This is a genomic window from Roseateles sp. (assembly GCF_965229315.1).
Classification (GTDB): domain Bacteria; phylum Pseudomonadota; class Gammaproteobacteria; order Burkholderiales; family Burkholderiaceae_C; genus Pelomonas.
The window spans coordinates 1,888,312-1,907,793 of the sequence record NZ_CBDDJA010000002.1 but is presented as its reverse complement, the minus strand read 5'-3'; the positions used below and the strand labels follow the sequence as shown (position 1 = coordinate 1,907,793).

At 70.3% G+C, this 19,482-nt stretch carries 14 protein-coding genes and 2 riboswitches; of the genes, 4 read left to right on the top strand and 10 right to left on the bottom strand.

Annotated elements, in window-relative coordinates; all coding sequences use genetic code 11:
- Both ACO07H_RS13600 and ACO07H_RS13595 read left to right on the top strand, forming a co-directional pair.
- Complete coding sequence (locus ACO07H_RS13600; protein WP_422014973.1) at positions 1–1,194, top strand: efflux RND transporter periplasmic adaptor subunit; 1,194 nt, start codon at positions 1–3, stop codon at positions 1,192–1,194.
- A gap of 166 nt (positions 1,195–1,360) precedes the next feature.
- Entirely contained in the window at positions 1,361–3,310 is a 1,950-nt protein-coding gene (locus ACO07H_RS13595; RefSeq protein WP_422014971.1) for a MacB family efflux pump subunit, read from the top strand.
- A 6-nt stretch (positions 3,311–3,316) separates the two neighbouring features.
- On the opposite strand, the gene ACO07H_RS13590 is transcribed toward ACO07H_RS13595, so the two are convergent.
- Positions 3,317–4,228, bottom strand: a complete 912-nt coding sequence (locus ACO07H_RS13590) for a LysR family transcriptional regulator (protein ID WP_422014969.1) — start codon at positions 4,226–4,228, stop codon at positions 3,317–3,319.
- 103 nt (positions 4,229–4,331) lie between these two features.
- Between ACO07H_RS13590 and ACO07H_RS13585 the strand changes: the two genes are divergently transcribed.
- Positions 4,332–5,345, top strand: coding sequence for a zinc-binding alcohol dehydrogenase family protein (locus tag ACO07H_RS13585; RefSeq protein ID WP_422014967.1), 1,014 nt, complete (start codon positions 4,332–4,334; stop codon positions 5,343–5,345).
- A gap of 51 nt (positions 5,346–5,396) precedes the next feature.
- Positions 5,397–6,137, top strand: a complete 741-nt coding sequence (locus ACO07H_RS13580) for a DUF72 domain-containing protein (RefSeq protein WP_422014965.1) — start codon at positions 5,397–5,399, stop codon at positions 6,135–6,137.
- On the opposite strand, the gene ACO07H_RS13575 is transcribed toward ACO07H_RS13580, so the two are convergent.
- The 9 genes from ACO07H_RS13575 to ACO07H_RS13535 form a co-directional block, all read right to left on the bottom strand.
- A complete protein-coding gene (locus tag ACO07H_RS13575; RefSeq protein WP_422014963.1) occupies positions 6,127–6,699 on the bottom strand; it encodes a hypothetical protein in 573 nt (190 codons plus the stop codon). The genes ACO07H_RS13580 and ACO07H_RS13575 overlap by 11 nt on opposite strands.
- Before the next feature lie 39 nt (positions 6,700–6,738).
- Complete coding sequence (locus tag ACO07H_RS13570) at positions 6,739–8,121, bottom strand: hypothetical protein (RefSeq protein WP_422014961.1); 1,383 nt, start codon at positions 8,119–8,121, stop codon at positions 6,739–6,741.
- Between the two features lie 76 nt (positions 8,122–8,197).
- A complete protein-coding gene (locus tag ACO07H_RS13565; RefSeq protein WP_422014959.1) occupies positions 8,198–11,044 on the bottom strand; it encodes a diguanylate cyclase domain-containing protein in 2,847 nt (948 codons plus the stop codon).
- Between the two features lie 103 nt (positions 11,045–11,147).
- Complete coding sequence (locus ACO07H_RS13560) at positions 11,148–11,945, bottom strand: NRDE family protein (protein ID WP_422014957.1); 798 nt, start codon at positions 11,943–11,945, stop codon at positions 11,148–11,150.
- A gap of 16 nt (positions 11,946–11,961) precedes the next feature.
- The gene (locus ACO07H_RS13555; RefSeq protein WP_422014955.1) at positions 11,962–13,350 is read right to left on the bottom strand and encodes an L-serine ammonia-lyase; all 1,389 of its coding nucleotides are present in this window, start codon (positions 13,348–13,350) and stop codon (positions 11,962–11,964) included.
- A 130-nt stretch (positions 13,351–13,480) separates the two neighbouring features.
- Entirely contained in the window at positions 13,481–16,369 is a 2,889-nt protein-coding gene (gcvP, locus tag ACO07H_RS13550; RefSeq protein ID WP_422014953.1) for an aminomethyl-transferring glycine dehydrogenase, read from the bottom strand.
- Between the two features lie 21 nt (positions 16,370–16,390).
- The gene (gcvH, locus tag ACO07H_RS13545) at positions 16,391–16,765 is read right to left on the bottom strand and encodes a glycine cleavage system protein GcvH (RefSeq protein WP_422014951.1); all 375 of its coding nucleotides are present in this window, start codon (positions 16,763–16,765) and stop codon (positions 16,391–16,393) included.
- A gap of 18 nt (positions 16,766–16,783) precedes the next feature.
- Complete coding sequence (gcvT, locus tag ACO07H_RS13540) at positions 16,784–17,896, bottom strand: glycine cleavage system aminomethyltransferase GcvT (RefSeq protein ID WP_422014949.1); 1,113 nt, start codon at positions 17,894–17,896, stop codon at positions 16,784–16,786.
- Positions 17,897–17,923: 27 nt separating this feature from the next.
- Positions 17,924–18,047: riboswitch (glycine riboswitch) on the bottom strand.
- Positions 18,048–18,079: 32 nt separating this feature from the next.
- Positions 18,080–18,177, bottom strand: a riboswitch (glycine riboswitch).
- A gap of 9 nt (positions 18,178–18,186) precedes the next feature.
- Positions 18,187–19,443 carry an MFS transporter gene (locus ACO07H_RS13535; RefSeq protein ID WP_422014947.1) on the bottom strand — a complete coding sequence of 419 codons (1,257 nt, stop codon included), beginning with the start codon at positions 19,441–19,443 and terminating at the stop codon, positions 18,187–18,189.
- Positions 19,444–19,482: the final 39 nt, after the last annotated feature.

Below are 19,482 nucleotides of genomic sequence, written 5' to 3'. Positions count from 1 at the left end.
ATGAAGCAATCGTTGAAACCGGGGCGGCTCGTCGCCCTGGCCGTGGTGCTGCTGGTGGCAGGTCTTGTCGTCAAGCGCGTCTGGTTCACGTCGCCGCCACCGCCGGCCGTCGCGACCGCGCCTGTCACGGTGGCCGACATCGAGGACAGCGTGCTGGCCACCGGCACCATCGGCGCCTTCAAGCAGGTCAGCGTCGGCGCGCAGGTCACCGGCGAGGTGAAGAAGCTGCTGGTCGCCTTGGGCGACAAGGTCGAGAAGGGCCAGCTCATCGCCGAGATCGATGCGATGACGCAGCAGAACAACCTGCGCAATTCGGAGGCCGCGCTGCAGAGCGCGCAGGCGCTGCTGAAGGCCAAGCAGGCGGCGTTCAAGCAGGCCGAACTGGCGGCCGTGCGGCTGCGCGAGCTGGTGGCCGTGGACGCCGGCGCACGTGCCGACCTCGAAGCGGCGGAGGCCACACTGACCACCAGCCGCGCCGACATCGCCGCGCAGGAGGCGCAGATCGTGCAGGCCCAGATGGCCGCCAACACCGCGCAGGTCAACCTCGGCTACACGCGCGTCACCGCGCCCATGGACGGCGTCGTCGTGGCCATCGTCACCGAGCAGGGCCAGACGGTGAACGCCAACCAGTCCGCGCCCACCATCATCAAGCTGGCCAAGCTGGACGTGATGACGGTCAAGGCGCAGATCTCGGAGGCCGATGTGCCGCGCGTGAAGCCCGGCATGCCGGTCTACTTCAACCTGCTGGGCGAGCCGGATCGCCGCTACGAGGTCAAGCTGCGCGCCGTGGAGCCCGGCCCCACGACCATCGCGACCGACTCGACGACGACGGCCAGCACGTCCACCAGCACGGCCAGCGCCGTCTACTACAACGGCATCTTCGACGTGCCCAACCCCGAGAACAAGCTGCGCATCAACATGACGGCGCAGGCCAGCATCGTGCTGTCGCGTGCCGAGAAGGCGCTGACGCTGCCCAGCGCGGCGCTGGGCGCCAAGGCCGGCGCCGACCGCTACCGCGTGCGCGTGCTGGAGGATGGCCGCGTCGTCGAACGCGTCGTGCGCATCGGCCTGAACAACCGCGTGCGCGCCCAGGTACTGGAAGGCCTGAAGGAAGGCGAGCAGGTCGTCACCACCGAGGCCGCACCGCCCGGTGCCGCGGGCAGCAACCAGCGCCGCGGCGGCCCGCCGTTCTGAACATGACCTGTCTTGCTGTGTTGCGGACCGAGCGCCGGGCCGCTCCCAAGCCGGCCCGCCAGGGCGATGTGCTCGCGGCTCGATGCCGCGGGCGTCGCCGTCCCCTCGGGGGACCGACCAGCGCCGCCCGCGTGCAGTGCGGCGGGGCTGGGCGAGGGGCTCATTGATGGCGCTGCTTGAACTGCGCGGCCTGGTCCGCGAATTCCCTGCCGGCGAGGGCACGGTGGCCGTGCTGCGCGACGTCGACCTGGACATCGAGGCCGGCGAGATGGTGGCCATCATGGGCCCGTCCGGCTCGGGCAAGTCCACGCTGATGAACATCCTCGGCTGCCTGGACCGGCCCACGCGCGGCAGCTACCGTGTGGCCGGCCAGGAGACCGGCGCGATGGCGCCCGATGCGCTCGCGCGCCTGCGCCGCGAGCACTTCGGCTTCATCTTCCAGCGCTACCAGTTGCTGGGCGACCTCAACGCGCTGGGCAACGTCGAGATCCCGGCCATCTACTCGGGCACGCCGGCCGACGCGCGCCACCAGCGCTCGCGCCAGTTGCTGGAGCGGCTGGGCCTGGCCGAGCGGCTGAACCACCGGCCCGGCCAGCTCTCGGGCGGGCAGCAGCAGCGCGTGTCCATCGCACGGGCGCTGATGAACGGCGGCGACGTGATCCTGGCCGACGAGCCCACCGGCGCGCTGGACCAGGCCAGCGGCCGCGAGGTCATGCGCATCCTGGCGGAGCTGCACGCCGACGGCCACACCATCATCCTCGTCACGCACGACGCGCAGGTCGCGGCGCACGCGCAGCGCGTCATCGAGATCAGCGACGGCGTCATCGTCGCCGACCGCCGCCAGCCCGACGCGCCGCCGCTGGTGCAGCGCGAACGCGCCGCGCCGGCCCGCAGCGGCAGTGCCTTCGGCGGGCTGGCCGGGCGGCTGGGCGAGGCCGCGCGCATGGCCTGGCGGGCGATGGTCAGCCACCGCCTGCGCACGCTGCTGACCATGCTGGGCATCATCATCGGCATCGCCTCGGTCGTGTCGGTGGTGGCGCTGGGCGAGGGCTCGCGCCAGCGCATCCTGGCCGACATCAGCGCGATGGGCACCAACACCATCAACGTCAGCCCCGGCAGCGGCTTCGGCGACCGCCGCGCGGCAGCCGTGCGCACGCTGCGCGCGGGCGATGCGGACGCGCTCGCGCAGCTCGACTATGTCGACAGCGTCACGCCCAGCGTGGGTGTCAGCGCCGGGCTGCGCTACCGCAACGTGGACGTGTCGGCCAGCGTCAGCGGCGTGGGCGAGCAGTTCTTCCGCGTGCGCGGCTACACGTTCGCCACCGGCCAGGGCTTCGACGCTGCCGCCGTGCAGCAGCGCGCGCAGCAGGCCGTCATCGACGACAACGCGCGCAAGACGCTGTTCCCCAACGGCGAGAACGCGCTGGGCGAGGTCATCCTGCTGGGCGCGCTGCCGGTGCGCATCGTCGGCGTGACGGCCAAGAAGAGCAGCGCCTTCGGCAACGACGACGCGATCAACGTGTGGATCCCGTACACCACGGCCATGAACCGCGTGAACGGCCAGGACTACCTGCAGAGCATCGCCGTGCGCGTCAGCGACCAGGTGTCCAGCAGCGTGGCGGAGCAGGGCGTGCGCAAGCTGCTGACGCAGCGCCACGGCAAGGAGGACTTCTTCCTGATGAACACCGACAGCATCCGCCAGACCGTGGAGCAGACGACTGCCACGATCACGCTGCTGATCTCGTCCATCGCGCTGATCTCGCTGCTGGTGGGCGGCATCGGCGTCATGAACATCATGTTGGTGTCCGTGACCGAACGCACCGGCGAGATCGGTGTGCGCATGGCGGTGGGCGCGCGGCAGGCCGACATCCTGCGCCAGTTCCTCGTCGAGGCGGTGCTGGTGTGCGTCATCGGCGGCGCGCTGGGCGTGAGCCTGGCGGTGGGCGGTGCCGCACTGTTCAACCACGTGGCGGGCGACAAGTTCCAGATGAGCATCTCGCTCGTCGCCATCGCAGGGGCGTTCGGCGTGTCCACGCTGATCGGCGTCGTCTTCGGCTTCCTGCCGGCACGCAACGCGGCGCGGCTGGATCCGGTGGAGGCGCTGGCGCGGCTGTGACCCAGCTCAGAGCTGGCCGCAGCGGCGGCGCAGCTCGGCCGCCAGCCGGCGCAGCGCCGGTGTCATGCGGTGGCGGCCCACGGCCATCCAGTGCAGCGGCGCGGGCTCGCCCAGCCAGCCGGGCAGCAGAGGCACCAGCCGGCCGGCGGCGAGGTCGCCGGCCACGTCGAGCCGGCTCTTGTACGCCAGCCCCAAACCGGCCAGCGCCCATTCGCGCACCAGGCCGCCGTCGTCGGCAATGCGGTGGCCGGCAGTCTCGATGGCAACCGTTTCGCCCTCGGCCGACGTGAAGCGCCAGCGGCCGTGCAGGCTGTCGCCCAGCACGAAACGCAGGCAGTCGTGGCGGGCCAGGTCGGCGGGCGTCTGCGGCTGGCCGTGCCGAGCGACGTAGGCGGGGCTGGCGCACAGCACGCGGCGGTTGTCGGGCGCCAGTGGCAGCGCGACGAGGCCGGAGTCCGGCGGCTCGCCGTAGCGCACGCCGAAGTCCACCGGGTCGTGCACGAGGTCGGCGATGCGGTCGCTGATGCGCAGCTCCAGCTGCAGCCCGGCGCCGGCTTCACCGGCCGCGAACTCCTCGATCCAGCGCCACAGGTGCTGCCGGCCCAGGTCGCTGGGCAGGCTGATGCGCAGCCGCCCCTGCAACGGTTGCGCGTCGCCGGCCGCGCTGCGCAGCGCGGCCTGGCCGTCGTCCCAGGCGGCCAGCGTCTGTCGGGCATGCGGCAGCCACTGCTCGCCGGCGTCGGTCAGCCGCAGCCGGCGCGTGGAGCGCTCGAACAACCGCACGCCCAGCTCGCGCTCCAGCCGGGCGATGGTGGCGCTGGCCTGCACGGCGCCCACGTCCAGCCGGCGCGCTGCGGCGGAGAAGCTGCCGGCGTCCGCGGCGGCGACGAAGAGCTGCAAGGGCGCGAGGCGATCCATCTTCATTTTTGTGGTGAAACTGATTTGCTGATCCTAGGCTTTCTGGATGCAATGGCACGCCTCACCATCCAGGTCATTCGTTGCTTTGCTTCAAAGGACACCCATGAAAGCCGTCGGCTACCTGCAATCCCTGCCCATCGACCACCCCCAGGCCCTCATGGACCTGGAACTGCCCGCGCCCGAACCCGGCCCGCGCGACCTGCGCGTGCGGGTGCAGGCCGTCTCCGTGAACCCGGTGGACACCAAGGTCCGCCGCAGCCGGGCGCCGCAGGACGGCAAGCCCGAAGTGCTGGGCTGGGATGCCGTCGGCACCGTGGATGCGCTGGGCAGCGCGGTGCAGGGCTTCGCCGTCGGTGACCGCGTCTGGTACGCCGGCGCCATCAACCGGCCCGGCTCGAACGCGGAGTTCCAGCTCGTGGACCACCGCATCTCCGCCCGCGCGCCGCAGAGCCTGCCCGACGCCGAAGCCGCCGCGCTGCCGCTGACGGCCATCACGGCCTGGGAGCTGCTGTTCGACCGCCTGGGCGTGCCCGAGGGCGGCGGCGCGGGGCAGAGCCTGCTCGTCGTCGGCGCGGCGGGCGGCGTGGGCTCCATCCTCGTGCAGCTGGCGCGGCAGCTGACGCAGCTGCGCGTCATCGGCACGGCCAGCCGGCCCGAGACGCAGGCCTGGGCCAAGGAGATGGGCGCGCACCTGGTCGTCGACCACGCCCAGCCATTGCGACCGCAGCTCGTCGCGGCCGGCGTGGCGGAGGTGGCGTTCACCGCCAGCCTCACGAACACCGACCAGCACTGGGCCGCCCTCGTCGAGGCGGCGGCACCGCAGGGCCGCATCGCGCTGATCGACGACCCTGAGCAGCCGCTGGACGTGATGGCGCTCAAGCGCAAGAGCCTCTCGCTGCACTGGGAACTGATGTTCACGCGCTCCCTGTTCGGCACGGCCGACATGGCCGAGCAGGGCCGGCTGCTGGCCCGCGTGGCCGCGCTGGTGGACGAAGGCCACCTGCGCACGACGGTCAGCGAACAGATGAGCCCGATCAACGCCGCCAACCTGAAGCGCGCACACGCGCTTATCGAGAGCGGCCGCATGCGCGGCAAGCTGGTGCTGAACGGGTTCTGAACTCGGCGTTGTCCGACGCGCCGTGCGCAGGCCAGCCTCTACGCTGGCCGCATGACGCAGCGAGCCGTCTTCATCGGCACCGCAGGCTGGTCCATCCGGGCAGAGCAGGCGGATGCATTTGCAGCCGAGGGTTCGCAACTGCAGCGCTATGCGGCCGTGATGAACTGCGTGGAGATCAACTCGTCGTTCTACCGCAGCCATCGGCCGCAGACCTACGCGCGATGGGCCGCCAGCACACCTGAGGGCTTCCGTTTTGCGGTGAAGCTGCCGAAGCAGATCTCGCACGAGCAGCGCTTGCTGCACTCGCAGGCGTTGCTCGCGCGGTTCGTGGGTGAGGCGGGCGCGCTGGGCGAGAAGTGGGCGGTCTTGCTGGTGCAGCTGCCGCCGTCACTGGCGTTCGACGCCGGCGTGGCGGGCCGGTTCTTCGAACAGCTGAGGTCGGTCTTCGACGGTGCCGTGGTCTGCGAACCTCGACACGCGAGCTGGTTCACGGCGCAGGCCGAGCAACTGATGTGCGACCACCAGGTGTCGCGCGCGGCGGTGGACCCGGCCAAGTGGCCCGGCGCCGACGCGCCCGGCGGCTGGCGGGGTGGCGTGCCCTACTTCCGATGGCACGGCTCGCCGCGGACCTACTGGTCGTCCTATGACGACGCCTGGCTCGATGCCCAGGCCCGCCGACTGCGGGCGCTGCCTGGGGGCGTTCAGCCCTGGTGCATCTTCGACAACACCGCGGCGGGTGCGGCGCTGCAGAACGCGCGGCAATTGCAGGTGCTGACGGCCGTCAGGGCTTGATGCGGCAGGCCGGGCTGGCATACGCATCTGCATAAGACCGCGTGAAGCAAAGGTCCAACCTGTCGAGCACACCGGCGTTCATGTGGTTGCGCTCTCCGCCGGCTGAACGCAAACGCTGGATGGAGGCCAGCAACAGCGGGCGCCGTTTCGTCAGGAAGGCCCAGGTTCCGCGGACATAGGCGTTCCATTGGAAGTCATCGGCATCGTCGCTGGGGTCGTGGGCGCGGATCGCCGCGGCGGCGAGATGCGCGGCCTCGGGCTCCTTGCCGGCCATCGCCAGGTTCTGCGTGAGATGCCAGACGATGATGGAGCGCTCGCGCAGCGTCGGTGACGGACCGAACAGCAGGTAGTGCTCGCCGGCGGTCGCTGCTTCGACATAGCACCCCCGCTCGCTGAGCTTGCGTGCCGTGCTTGGCAGGCTGCCGACCTGGTCGAAGTCCGAGAACGTCAAGGCTTGGTTGGCGTGCAGGTCGCTTTCCGAGATCACGCAGCTTGGCGCGGCTGCCACGGCGCCTGCGGCCGAGAGCAAGGCGATTGCGAGGAGGCGGTTCTTGCGTGTCATAGGTGAGCTGTGTGGCTGGGTTTCGGTGGGACAAAGAGTTCACCACTTGCACCCCTTGCCGCGCGCCGCGTCGAGGACCAGCGGCACGGCGGCGAGGAGGCCGGCGTTGGCGTAGGCCTTGCGGCAGTCGGCGTTGGTGGCGTCCTCGATGGATTGTTCCAGCCTGGACTTGCGCTCGGGCGGCTGCGGCAGCAGCTCGACCAGGCCGGGGCCGCGGCGAGACGCGATGTCGCCGCTGCGGGGCAGCGACAGGTTCAGCGGCGCGCGCGGCGCGCTGGCGGAGGCCGAAGGGGGCACGGCCAGGTCCGGGCCGAGGCGCGAGCCCGCGTCGGGCGAACCGGCGGATGCCTTGGGCGCATACGCGTTGGCGCTCGGGTCGCCATGCGCGGCGTCGGCAGGCGTCGCGACCTGGCCCGGCAGGACCTGGGACACCTCGGTCACCATCGTGGCGCTGGGCGCCGCCAGCGGCGCGGGCGAGTTGATGGCGGGCTGCAGCGGTGTCACGACGTTGTCGGTTGCCTCCAGCCGCCGCACCGGCGCGGGCAGATCCTGCGCATCGGGCATGGCCGTCGGCCTGGTGGTCACGTCGCCTGGCGTGCGCAGCCCGCTGGCACGCGTCAGCGGTGCCACGCCGTTGCCATCGGCCGCAGTCGGGGCTTCGAGCCGTTGCACGGGTGCCGGCAGCGCGGCGCTCGTCGACGGCAAGGCTGGCGCGGTGCTGCGCAGTTCCGAGGGGCGGGGCAACGCGGGCGCGGCAACGGCCTCGGTGGGGGCTTCGAGCCGGCGCACCGGCGCCGGGAGGTCCGCCGTCACGGGCGGCAGCGCGGCGCGGCGGTTCGCCCGCAGGCTTGCGGGTGAGGGCAGGGGGGGCGCGGTCGTGTCGGGACGGGCGTCCAGCCTGCCGATGGCGGCGGGCAGTTCCACGGCGGGCATCTGCAGCGGCGGGGCTTGCGCCGGCAGGGTGAGGCGTTCCCGTTCGACCGGGCGGAAACCTTCCGGCAGCTCCAATGTCGAGGTGTTCGGCGCTGCCGGTGAGACCTCGTCCGTGCGATGGGCCTCGGGCGGCACCTCGCGCGGGTTCCAGCGGCCCAGTTCGGCAGCGCCCGGTGCGGCCGTGGCGGTCCGGGTGGGGCGTACCTGCCCTCCCTGGCGCTGCTGGCCGTTTTCACCAGCCGCGCCGTTGTCGCGCGCCTCGCGCACCGGGTCGCCAGGCGGTGCGCCGGGTTCGCCACCGCTGCGGCCCAGCAGCTTGACGGTCAGGCTGCCCCACACGCCCTGGCCCGGCGCGGCGGTGCCGGTCGCATTGCCGAAGACCAGCACCAGCCAGACGTGCAACAGCACGGCCAGCAGCAGGCAGCGCTGCATCTGGCTCGGCTGCAGTGGCGCGCGGCGGGGAAGGGCGGAGAGGGCGACGGCGGTCACGACGGCCGGATTGTGTCCCGGCGTGTTGCTGGCGCTGGGACGGAATCAACCGGTGGCGGCACCGGTTTTTGCGCTGTCAGAAGGTCGTCTGGGCGAAGCTGTCCCGGCCTGCCGCCTTGGCGCGGTAGAGCGCCCGGTCGGCGCGGTCGAGGATGTCGTCGGCGCCTTCGCCCGTGCCACCCCAGCAGGCCACGCCGATGCTGGTGGTCACGTTCAACGCCCGCCCGCCCGGGATGCCGATGGGCAGGCGGATGACGCCGACGAGCTTGGCCGCGATGGCCGAGGCTTCGGCGGCGTCCTGCAGTCCTTCGAGGATGACGACGAACTCGTCGCCAGCCAGGCGGGCGGCCGTGTCGGTGGCGCGCACGGCATGCTGGATGCGATGCGCGAACTCCTTCAGCACGGCGTCTCCCGCCGCATGGCCGTGGCCGTCGTTGATGGCCTTGAAGTGGTCCACGTCCATGAACACCAGCGCCATCACGCGCCGGTCTCGCCGGGCACGGGCGAGGGCCAGCGTGAGCCGGCTTTCGAACTCGCGCCGGTTGGGCAGGCCGGTCAGCGGGTCGTTGCGGGCCAGGTCCTGCAGCAGGCGCTCGGCCTTCTTGGCCTCGGTGATGTCGGTCGACAAGGCATAGAGGCCTTGCACGCTGCCATCACTGTGGCGGTCGGGGATGTAGACGGTGTGCAGGTGGCGCGTGACGCCGAGCGCCAGGGACACGACCTCGAACGTCAAGCGCTCGCCGGTCAGGGCCCGGGCGATGTGGGGCTCCCGCTGCGCGTACAGCTCGGGGCCGATGAGCGTCTTCAGGTGCGTGCCGACCACCAGCGCGGGGTCCATCCCCATCCAGTGCTTGTAGGTTTCGTTGGCGTAGGTGAGGCGATGCTCAAGGTCGACATAGGAGATCAGCACGGGCAGGTTGTCGGCGATGGAGCGCAGGCGGCGCTCGCTGCGCTCCTGCTCCAGCTGGGCGCGGCGCAGTTCGGTGACGTCGAACGTCATCAGGTAGAAGCCACTGACGGCGTCGGTCTGCGGGTCGCGCATGGGCACGAGGTTGATCTTGAAGTAGCCCATGCCGCCGCGCCAGGGCAGCGCGCCTTCGAAGGACTGGCGCTCCCCCTTCAGCACGGCCTCCACATAGGGGCGGTGCAGCGCATAGCTCTCCTCGCCGAGGCCGGTACGCAGGGGCAGGCCCAGCGCCTGGTCGCGGGGCAGGCCATGCACCTTCAGCGCCAGGTCGTTGGCGAAAACGCAGCGCTGCTCGGCGTCGAAGGCACCCACGATGGCCGGGATGGCGTTGGCGACGTCGCGCATGCGCTCCTCGCTGGCCGCGAGCTGCTTGACGAGCGGGCGCACCTGCCGCCGCATGGCCCAGGTGCCGGCCGTCACGAGCGCCACCACCAGCAGGGCGAGACCGGCCAGGCTCTGGCGGATGACGCTGAACACGTCCTCGATGTCGGCCTTGGTGACCAGCGCGAGGCCGGTCTTTTCCAGCGGCATGAAGGCCGCGACGACGGGCACGTCGCGCAGGTCGGGCGTCAGCACGACGCCCGACTCGCCCAGCAACGCCCGGTTGATGGGCAGGTTGATGCGGCCGTCCGCGTTGAACATCGGCACGGTGAACGGCCGGGCTTCGAGCTTGGAGGGCAGGCAGGCTGCGACGTCGGCGACGCGGTTGCAGATCAGCACGTCGGCCGAGGCCTCGCTGTCGCGGATGCGCCGGACCAGGCGGTCCATCAGCACCAGGCGCTGCTCGCTGACGAAGTGGCCCACGACCTCGCCGCGCTCGACGACGGGCCGCTCGGTGTGCAGCACGAATCCGTCCGCGAGGAACAGCCGCGTGGCGATCGCATAGCCGGTGGACAGCGCGAGCGTGGGGGTCTCGCGCGTTTCGGCGAAGCGGCCCGCCTCGGTCAGCGTGCGGCCGGACGGGTCCAGGAAGCGCGCGGCAGTCAGGCTGCCGGTGAGCAGGCTGTCGGTCATGACGCGCAGGCGCTCGCGCAGCGCGGCATCGTCCGGGCTGGCGGCGATGCGGGTCAGCTGATCGACGACGAGCGGCTGCGCCGAGATGGTCTCAGCCAGCCAGATGCCGGCATCCAGCGTGGCCGTGAAGGCGTCGCCGGCGACGACCGTGGTGGCGTGGATTTCCTCGGCACGCGCGCGCTCGAAATCCGATTCGAGCGCGGCGAATCCGCCCGCCCCTGCGGCGATGACCACGACGGCGAGCACGCCCATCGCACGCCGTGTGATGCGCTGCTCGTGCATGTCCACGCGCTGACTCTCGCCGCTCCAGGCCTGGCGCTGCTGCCACAGTGCCACCGACATCAGCGCCAGACCCACGGCCACCGGCAACGTCATCCGGTTGAACGCCCCCCAGTGGTACAGCATCTCCACGTGCAGCAGGTAGCCCAGCAGGCCGAGCGTGGTGATGAGCATGGCCGCGCCGATGAGCAGGGCGCTTCGCTGCAGGGCCGCCTTCGTCACCGGGCCCGCCAGCGCGGCCAGGCTGGCCGCCAGCAGCAGGTAGGCCACGCAGGCATTGGGCGAGATGCGCCCCGGATGGGGATGCAGGGCCGTGGGCTGGGTGGACGCTCGCGCGAAGTCGATGCCCAGCGAGATGCCGCTGAAGGCTTCGAACAGCATCAGCACGGGCATCACGGCGAGCGCCAGTGCCACCAGCCGGATGGCCTGTGCGGCCCGCTCGCTGGGTGCGTGGGCGCTGGGCCACAGCGACATGACGCCCGTCGCGGCGCCCAGCACCAGCAGCAGCGTCGCCGAGACGATGCCGGTGTCGCGCAGGCCGGGGATGAAATTGGCGAACTCCCACTGGAACACCCAGCGTGCTGCCGTGAATGCGGCGATCAGCAGGGCGGCCTGGGCCGTCCAGTGCATCAGGGCCAGGCGACGTAGCGGCAGCGTCGACATGCGGGGTTCGGGCAGCGGTTCAGTGGAGGGACGGCGTTAGCGTCGTGTATAGCAGCTCACCCCCCAGGCAGGCAAATGGGCGTTGCCCGCCATCGCAACGGCTTCAGGGCCAGGCGGTCAGCGCCTGGGCCGCCTGGCCGGTCCAGTGGCCGTCCGCAGCCACGCTGCGCTCGACGATCAGCGTCCGGCCCGTGGCTTCTCGCACCAGCACCGTGGCGCAGCGTGTGCCATAGATGGCCAGCCGCGGGTCGCACGCATCGGGCATGCGCACGAAGCGGGGTGCCAGCAGGCGTTCGCGATCCAGGCCGACGCCCGTGTCCGGCAAGGCGGCATCGGGCGGCTGCGTGCGGTCGGCGAGGGCGCCGAAGAGCTGCCCGGCGAGCTGCTCCGCCGTGTCGGCCGCCGCCAGGGCCTCGGCCATCGCGGCCTTGAGGCCCAGCGTCTTGGGCCACGGCGTGTCCAGCGAGGCGTTGGACACGCCGTGGATGCCGTCCGTCAGCCGCTGGGCTGCCGACGCGCGGTTGCCCATGCAATGCCAGGCATTGCGTGCCAGATCGGCGGCGACGAGGTTGAAACCGTTGTAACCGGGCTTGAGCGCAGCCTCGAAAGCCCTTGCATCGAGATCGCTGGTGAGCCAGTCGACGACGAGCGCGCCGCGCGAGGGTGCGGCCGGATTGTGCCGGCCGGGTTCGCGCACATTGGTCAGCAGTGCCAGCCGGCCGGCACGCGACAGGCCGAACCAGGTGCCGCCGGCCGTCAGATCGCGGCCGGCGAGGATGTCGGGCCGGTCCGTCCACCAGGCCATCGGTGCCGCCGCGCGGGCGAAGAACTCGTCACGGTTGGCGGCGATGACCAGCGGAAAGCGCGGGTGGGCGTTCAGCGCGAACGCGGCGAGACACATGGCTCAGCGGGGCGCTTCAGCACTCGACGATGTTGACCGCCAGGCCACCGCGGGCCGTTTCCTTGTACTTGGTCATCATGTCGGCGCCGGTGTCGCGCATGGTCTTGATGACCTTGTCCAGGCTGACGAAGTGCGTGCCGTCGCCGCGCAGCGCCATGCGCGCCGCGTTGATGGCCTTGACCGAGGCGATGGCGTTGCGCTCGATGCACGGGATCTGCACCAGGCCGCCGACCGGGTCGCAGGTCAGGCCCAGGTGGTGCTCCATGCCGATCTCGGCCGCGTTCTCGACCTGCTCCGGCGTGCCGCCCATGACCTGGCACAGGGCGGCGGCGGCCATCGAGCAGGCCACGCCCACCTCGCCCTGGCAGCCGACCTCGGCACCGCTGATGGACGCGTTTTCCTTGTAGAGGATGCCGATGGCCGCGGCGGTCAGCAGGAAGTCGACGACGCCTTGTTGCGTGCTGCCATGCACGAAGCGTGTGTAGTAGTGCAGCACCGCGGGGATGATGCCCGCCGCGCCGTTGGTGGGCGCCGTGACGACGCGCCCGCCCGCGGCGTTCTCCTCGTTGACGGCCAGCGCGTACAGGTTGACCCAGTCCATCACCATCAGCGGGTCGCGCAGCGCCGCCTCGGGGTTGGCCGTCAGGTCGCGATGCAGTTGCGCGGCGCGGCGCTTGACCTTGAAGCCGCCGGGCAGGATGCCCTCGGTCTTGCAGCCGCGCGTGACGCAGGCCTGCATGACGGCCCAGATCTTCATCAGGCCGGCATCGATCTCGGCCTCGGTGCGCCAGTGGCATTCGTTGCGCCGCATCAGCTCGGCGATGGAGATGCCGTGGCGCTTCGTCAACGCCAGCAACTCGTCGCCGGACTTGAAGGGGTAGGGCAGCACGGTGGTGTCGGGCGCGATCACCTTCTGCTTGCTGCCGTCGGCCGCCACCTCGTCGCTGACGACAAAACCGCCGCCGACCGAGTAGTAGACGCGGTTGGCGATCTCGGCACCTTCCGCGTCGAAGGCGATGCAGCGCATGCCGTTGGCGTGGAAGGGCAGCGTCTCGCGGCGCCTGAAGATCAGGTCCTTGGCTTCGTCGAAGGCGACCTTGTGCTGGCCGACCAGGTTCAAGTCGCCCGCTCGGATCGCTTCCATCAGCGCGGGAATGGCCTCGACATCCACCGAGTCGGGTTCATGCCCGGCCAGGCCCAGCAGCACGGCCTTGTCGCTGCCGTGGCCCTTGCCCGTGGCACCCAGGCTGCCGTAGAGGATGACCTGCACGCGCGCCACCTGGCCGAGCAGGCCGTCGTGCTGCAGCCGCAGGCCGAACAATCGCGCAGCGCGCATCGGGCCTACGGTGTGCGAGCTGCTCGGGCCGATGCCGATCTTGAAGAGGTCGAAAACGGAAACGGCCATATCTGCCTCGATTCAGTAGAGGGCGGCTTGTGGCCGCCCGACTCATCCAGCGGCTGTGCTGTGGAACTGGCTTTGCCAGGCCACTGGCAGCGCCCCCTTGAGGGGGCCGGCGAAGCCGGTAGGGGGTGGGTCAAGCCTCTTCGTATTCGCTCAGTGGCACGCAACTGCAGAACAGGTTCCGGTCGCCCCACACGTTGTCCACGCGTCCCACCGGCGACCAGTATTTCTGGCGGCGCAGCGAGGGCAGAGGGAATGCGGCGGCTTCGCGGCTGTAGCCGTGCGTCCATTCGGTGGCGCTGACGACCATCGAGGTGTGCGGCGCGTTGACCAGCGGGTTGTCCTCGCGGCTGACCTTGCCGGCCTCGACGTCGGCGATCTCGTGGCGGATCTGGATCATCGCGTCGATGAAGCGGTCCAGCTCGGCGCGCGACTCGCTCTCGGTCGGCTCCACCATCAGCGTGCCGGCCACCGGGAAGCTCAACGTCGGCGCGTGGAAGCCGTAGTCGATCAGGCGCTTGGCGACGTCCTCGGCGCTGATGCCGGAGCTGTCCTTCAGCGGGCGCAGGTCCAGGATGCACTCGTGGGCCACGCCGCCGCCCTTGACGCCGGCGATGCCGCCGGAGAAGTGGATGTCGTAGTGGTCGCTCAGGCGGGCCGCGACGTAGTTGGCGGACAGGATGGCCACTTCGGTCGCCTTCTTCAGGCCCTCGGCGCCCATCATCCGGATGTACATCCAGGAGATCGGCAGCACAGCCGCGTTGCCCAGCGGCGCGGCGGAGACGGCGCCGATGTTCGTCGCAAGCCCCAAGCCCGCCGTGCGGTGCGCCGGCAGGAAGGGCACGAGGTCTTCGACCACGCAGACCGGGCCGACGCCCGGGCCGCCGCCGCCGTGCGGGATGCAGAAGGTCTTGTGCAGGTTCAGGTGGCTCACGTCACCGCCGAACTCGCCCGGTGCGGCCACGCCGACCAGCGCGTTCATGTTGGCGCCGTCCACGTAGACGCGGCCGCCGTGGGCCTTCACCGTCGCGCAGATCTCCTTCACGTGCGTGTCGAACACGCCGTAGGTGGAGGGGTAGGTGATCATGATCGCGGCCAACCGTGAAGCGTGCTGCTCGCACTTGGCCTTCAGGTCGGCCAGGTCGATGTTGCCTTCCTTGTCGCACTTGGTGACGACGACCGTCATGCCGCACATCTGCGCGGAAGCCGGGTTGGTGCCGTGGGCGGACTCGGGGATCAGGCAGACGTTGCGCTGGTGGTCGCCTCGCGACTCGTGCCAGGCCTTGATGGCCAGCAGGCCCGCGTACTCGCCCTGCGAGCCTGCATTGGGCTGCAGGCTGATGCCGGCGTAGCCGGTGCATTCGGTCAGCCAGGCCTGCAGCAGCTGGTCCAGCTCGGTGTAGCCGGCGAGCTGGTCCTGCGGCGCGAAGGGGTGCACGTCCGCGAACTCGGGCCAGGTGATGGGGATCATCTCGGCCGTGGCGTTGAGCTTCATCGTGCACGAGCCCAGCGGGATCATGCTGCGGTCCAGTGCCAGGTCCTTGTCCGACAGGCTGCGGATGTAGCGCAGCATCTCGGTTTCGCTGTGGTGGGTGTTGAAGACCGGGTGGGTCAGGAAGGCGGTCGTGCGGCGCAGCTGCGTGGGGATCAGGCTTTCGACTCCCGCGGCGAATTCGGTGACCGTCGGGACCGTGGCACCCGCAGGAGCGAACCAGCTCCAGATGGCTTCGATGTCGGCACGTGAGCTGGTCTCGTCCAGTGCGATGCCGACATGCTGGTCACTGATCTTGCGCAGGTTGGCCTGAGCCGCCACTGCCTTGGCCATGACGCCAGCCGGCTCGCATTCCACCAACAGCGTGTCGAACACGTGCGGCGTGACGACCTTGTGCCCCATGCGCTTCAGGCCCGCATGCAGGATGGCCGTGTAGCTGGCCACGCGCTCGGCGATGCGCTTCAGGCCTTGCGGGCCGTGGTAGACGGCGTACATGCTGGCGACGACGGCCGGCAGCACCTGGGCCGTGCAGATGTTGGACGTGGCCTTCTCGCGCCGGATGTGCTGCTCGCGGGTCTGCAGCGCCAGGCGCATGGCGGGGTGGCCTTGCGCGTCCTTGCTCACGCCGACCAGGCGGCCGGGCATGGAGCGCTTGAACTCGTCCTTGCAGGCCAGGAAGGCCGCGTGCGGGCCGCCGGCGCCCATGGGCATGCCGAAGCGCTGGCTGTTGCCGGCGACGATGTCGGCACCGAACTCGCCGGGCGAGACCAGCAGCGTCAGCGCGAGCAGGTCGGTGCAGACGATGAAGGCGGCGCTCTTGGCGTGGGCCTGGTCGGCGAAGGCCTTCAGGTCATGGATGAGGCCGGTGGTGCTGGGGTACTGGCAGACGACGGCGAAGTAGTCGTTCTCGGCCATCAGCGCGGGCGCCATGCCGACCTTCACCTCGATCCCCAGCGGGGCGCAGCGCGTCTGGATCACTTCGATGGTCTGCGGGTGCACGTCGCCGGCCACGATCAGCGTGTTGCTCTTGCTCTTCACGCCGCGCTTGGCCAGCGTCACGGCCTCGGCGGCCGAGGTGGCCTCGTCCAGCATGGAGCCGTTGGCGATGTCCATGCCGGTGAGGTCGGTCACCATCGTCTGGAAGTTCAGGATGGCTTCCATGCGGCCCTGCGAGATCTCGGCCTGATAGGGCGTGTAGGCCGTGTACCAGGCGGGGTTCTCGAGGATGTTGCGCAGGATGACACCCGGCGTGTGCGTGCCGTAGTAGCCCTGGCCGATGAAGCTCTTGTAGACCTTGTTCTTGCCCGCAATCGCCTTCAGCTCGGCCAGCGCGCCGGCCTCGGTGATGGGCGCGGGCAGCTTCATGCCTTGCGCGCGGCGGATGGACTTGGGCACGACCGCGTCGATCAACGCGGTGCGACTGGCCACGCCGACGGCGGCGCACATCAGGGATTCATCGACGGCATCCGGCCCGATGTGGCGGGCGTGGAATTCGGAAGCGTCTTCGAGTTGAGAGAGCGGCGTCGGCATGGCGTGGTCTACAGCTTTGAATCAAAGAGTCTTGAGCAGGGCGTCGTAGGCGGTCGAGTCCATCAACGCGTCGAGCTGGGCGGGGTTGCTCAGCTTGACCTTGAAGAACCAGCCAGCCTTGAGCGGGTCGGTGTTGGCCAGCGCCGGGTCGTCGCGCAGGGCTTCGTTCACTTCGACGACTTCGCCGTCCACGGGCATGTAGACGTCGGCGGCGGCCTTGACGGATTCGACGACGCCGGCGACGTCCTTCTCGGCGTAGGTCTTGCCCACTTCGGGCAGGTCCACGAAGACCACGTCGCCCAGTGCGTCCTGCGCGTGCACGGTGATGCCGACCGTGGCCGTGCCGTCGCCGTGGACTTCAAGCCATTCGTGGTCGGGGGTGTACTTGATGCTCATCGTTGAAGGCTCCGTGGATTAGCCGCGGTAGTAGCGGTTGGGGGTGAAAGGGGTGGAAGAGACGACCATGGGCGTGCGCTTGTCGCGCACGACGGCGAAGACTTCGGTGCCAACGGCGGCGTGTTCTTTGGCCAGGTAGGCCAATGCCACCGGCTGGTTGACTGTCGGGCCGAGCGTGCCGCTGGTGACGACGCCGATCTCGGTGCCGTCCGCGGTCACGATCCTGGCGCCCTCGCGCACGGGCATGCGCTCCTGGCCGACCAGGCCCACGCGCTTGCGCAGCGGCCCGTTGGCGAGCTGTTCGTCGATGACGGCGGCGCCCGGGTAGCCGCCGTGACGGGCGCCGCCGGCGCGGCGCACCTTCTGGATGGCCCAGGTGATGGCCGCCTCGACCGGCGTGGTCGCCTCGGTGATGTCGTGGCCGTACAGGCACAGGCCCGCTTCCAGACGCAGCGAGTCGCGTGCGCCCAGGCCAATCGGCTTGACCTCGGCGTGGCTCAGCAGCTTGCGGGCGAGTGCCACGGCGTCATCCTGATGCACGGAGATCTCGTAGCCGTCTTCGCCGGTGTAGCCCGAGCGGGTCAGGAAGGTGTCAATGCCATCGAGGCTGAAGAAACCACCCGTCATGAAGGTCAGCTGGGCGACCTCGGGGTTCAGGCGGCTCAGCACGTCCACCGCCTGCGGGCCTTGCAGCGCCAGCAGCGCGCGCTCAGGGACAGGGATGACCTCGCAGCGGCTGCCGATGTGCTTTTGCATGTGAGCGATGTCCTGCTCCTTGCAACCGGCGTTCACGACCACGAACAAGTCGTCGGGGCGCTTGCAGACCATCAGGTCGTCCAGCAGGCCGCCTTGCTCGTTGGTGAAGAGGGCATAGCGCTGCTTGAAGACGCCCAGGTCGACGATGTCGACCGGCACCAGCGTTTCCAGCGCGGCGGCGGCATCGGCGCCCACCAGGCGCACCTGGCCCATGTGCGACACGTCGAACAGGCCCGCGGCGGCGCGCGTGTGCTTGTGCTCGGCCATCACGCCGGTCGGGTACTGCACCGGCATGTCGTAGCCGGCGAAGGGCACCATCTTGGCGCCGAGTTCGACGTGGAGGGCGTGAAGAGGCGTTTGCAGCAAAGAGGACATCAAGGGCTCCGACGGAATTCGGGTTTGGATGTCCTCGCTGTCCGGGGTACCTGAGAGATTGACAAGGCGGTTGGCGGTCCCGCACAAGCTTGCCCCTTCGGTGGACCGGCTGCAATCCAGGATTGGCCGGCCTCTCTCCAGTGAGGAACGCCATGAGTGTCTGCCAGTGGCGGCGCTCACTCAAGACGTGTGTCAGTCCTTTTGCCTGAGCGTTCGAGTCCCAAGACCCTGCGCCTTCGGCGGCCCCCAACAATCCCGGAGCGCTCTCCTGACAGGTGGCATTCTAGCCATCAGCCGGCCGAGGCTTCCTCGAACTTGTCCACGGCGCGCAACCGCGGGAACAGCCGGCTCCACAGCGCGACGATGCCCAGTGTGCACAGCGCCCCCGTGACGGCCGCCGGCACGGCGCCCAGCGCATGCGCCGCGGTACCCGCACGGAACTCGCCCAGCTCGTTGGACGAGCCGATGAACAGCATGTTCACCGCGTTGACGCGGCCGCGCATGTCGTCGGGCGTCGAGAACTGCACCAGCGCGCCACGGATGTACATGCTGACCATGTCCGCCGCGCCGGCCACGGCGAGTGCCAGCAGCGACAGCCAGAACCAGTGCGACAGCGAGAACACCAGGTTGGCCATGCCGAACACGGCCACGGCCCAGAACATGCGACGGCCGACGTGCTGGTCGAACGGCCGCGTGGCGAGGTACAGCCCCGTCACGACCTCGCCGGCGGCCATGGCGCTGCGCAGCGCGCCGAGGCCGGCGGGGCCTACATGCAGCACCTCGTGCGCGTACACCGGCAGCAGCGCGACGACGCCGCCCAGCAGCACCGCGAACAGGTCCAGCGAGATGGTGCCCAGGATGATCGGCCGGCCGCGGATGAAGCGGATGCCGGCGCCGAAGCGCTGCCAGATCGTGCCGCCGGCGGCAACGGCCACCGCGCGTGCCACCGGCACACGCAGCAGCAGCACGGTGCCCAGTCCCAGGCTGGCGAAGCACACGCCATACGTCAGCGCGCCGCCGCCCGCCGCGTACAGCAGGCCGCCCAGGAAGGGGCCGCCGATGCTGGCCACGCGCAGCAGCATGCTGTTGGCTGCCAGCGCCTGGGCGAGCTGCTCGCGCGGCACGATCTGCGGCAAGAGGCTCTGCAGCGCCGGAGCCGAAAAGGCCCGCGCGCAGCCGAACAGCACCAGCACGGCGTAGATGCCGGTCACGCCCGCCGAGCCGTGCCCCGACAGCCACCACAGCGACGCGGAGCAGACGGTGCTGACGGCCCAGCTCGCCGCCAGGATGGGCTTGCGGCTGAAACGGTCGATCAGGTCGCCGGCCGGCAGCAGCAGCAACAGCATGGGGATGAACTGCGCCAGGCCCACATAGGCCAGCGCGATGGGCTCGCGGGTCAGGTCGTAGACCTGCCAGGCGACGACCACGGCCTGGATCTGCGTGGCCAGCACGGCCAGCAACCGGGCGACGAGGAAGTGGGTGAAGCCGGCGTGCCGGTAGATGCTGGACGCCGGCACGGCGGGCGCAGCAGAGGAGGGCGAGGACAAGGCGCGAAAGGCCGGTGGACGGCGTTGGATGCGGAGCGG

Excerpts from the sequence above, each read along its gene's own strand:
- ACO07H_RS13600 (WP_422014973.1), top strand. The coding sequence starts at position 1 with ATGAAGCAATCGTTGAAACCGGGGCGGCTCGTCGCCCTGGCCGTGGTG.
- ACO07H_RS13595 (WP_422014971.1), top strand. The coding sequence starts at position 1,361 with ATGGCGCTGCTTGAACTGCGCGGCCTGGTCCGCGAATTCCCTGCCGGC.
- ACO07H_RS13590 (WP_422014969.1), bottom strand. The coding sequence starts at position 4,228 with ATGGATCGCCTCGCGCCCTTGCAGCTCTTCGTCGCCGCCGCGGACGCC.
- ACO07H_RS13585 (WP_422014967.1), top strand. The coding sequence starts at position 4,332 with ATGAAAGCCGTCGGCTACCTGCAATCCCTGCCCATCGACCACCCCCAG.
- ACO07H_RS13580 (WP_422014965.1), top strand. The coding sequence starts at position 5,397 with ATGACGCAGCGAGCCGTCTTCATCGGCACCGCAGGCTGGTCCATCCGG.
- ACO07H_RS13575 (WP_422014963.1), bottom strand. The coding sequence starts at position 6,699 with ATGACACGCAAGAACCGCCTCCTCGCAATCGCCTTGCTCTCGGCCGCA.
- ACO07H_RS13565 (WP_422014959.1), bottom strand. The coding sequence starts at position 11,044 with ATGTCGACGCTGCCGCTACGTCGCCTGGCCCTGATGCACTGGACGGCC.
- ACO07H_RS13560 (WP_422014957.1), bottom strand. The coding sequence starts at position 11,945 with ATGTGTCTCGCCGCGTTCGCGCTGAACGCCCACCCGCGCTTTCCGCTG.
- ACO07H_RS13555 (WP_422014955.1), bottom strand. The coding sequence starts at position 13,350 with ATGGCCGTTTCCGTTTTCGACCTCTTCAAGATCGGCATCGGCCCGAGC.
- gcvP (WP_422014953.1), bottom strand. The coding sequence starts at position 16,369 with ATGCCGACGCCGCTCTCTCAACTCGAAGACGCTTCCGAATTCCACGCC.
- gcvH (WP_422014951.1), bottom strand. The coding sequence starts at position 16,765 with ATGAGCATCAAGTACACCCCCGACCACGAATGGCTTGAAGTCCACGGC.
- gcvT (WP_422014949.1), bottom strand. The coding sequence starts at position 17,896 with ATGTCCTCTTTGCTGCAAACGCCTCTTCACGCCCTCCACGTCGAACTC.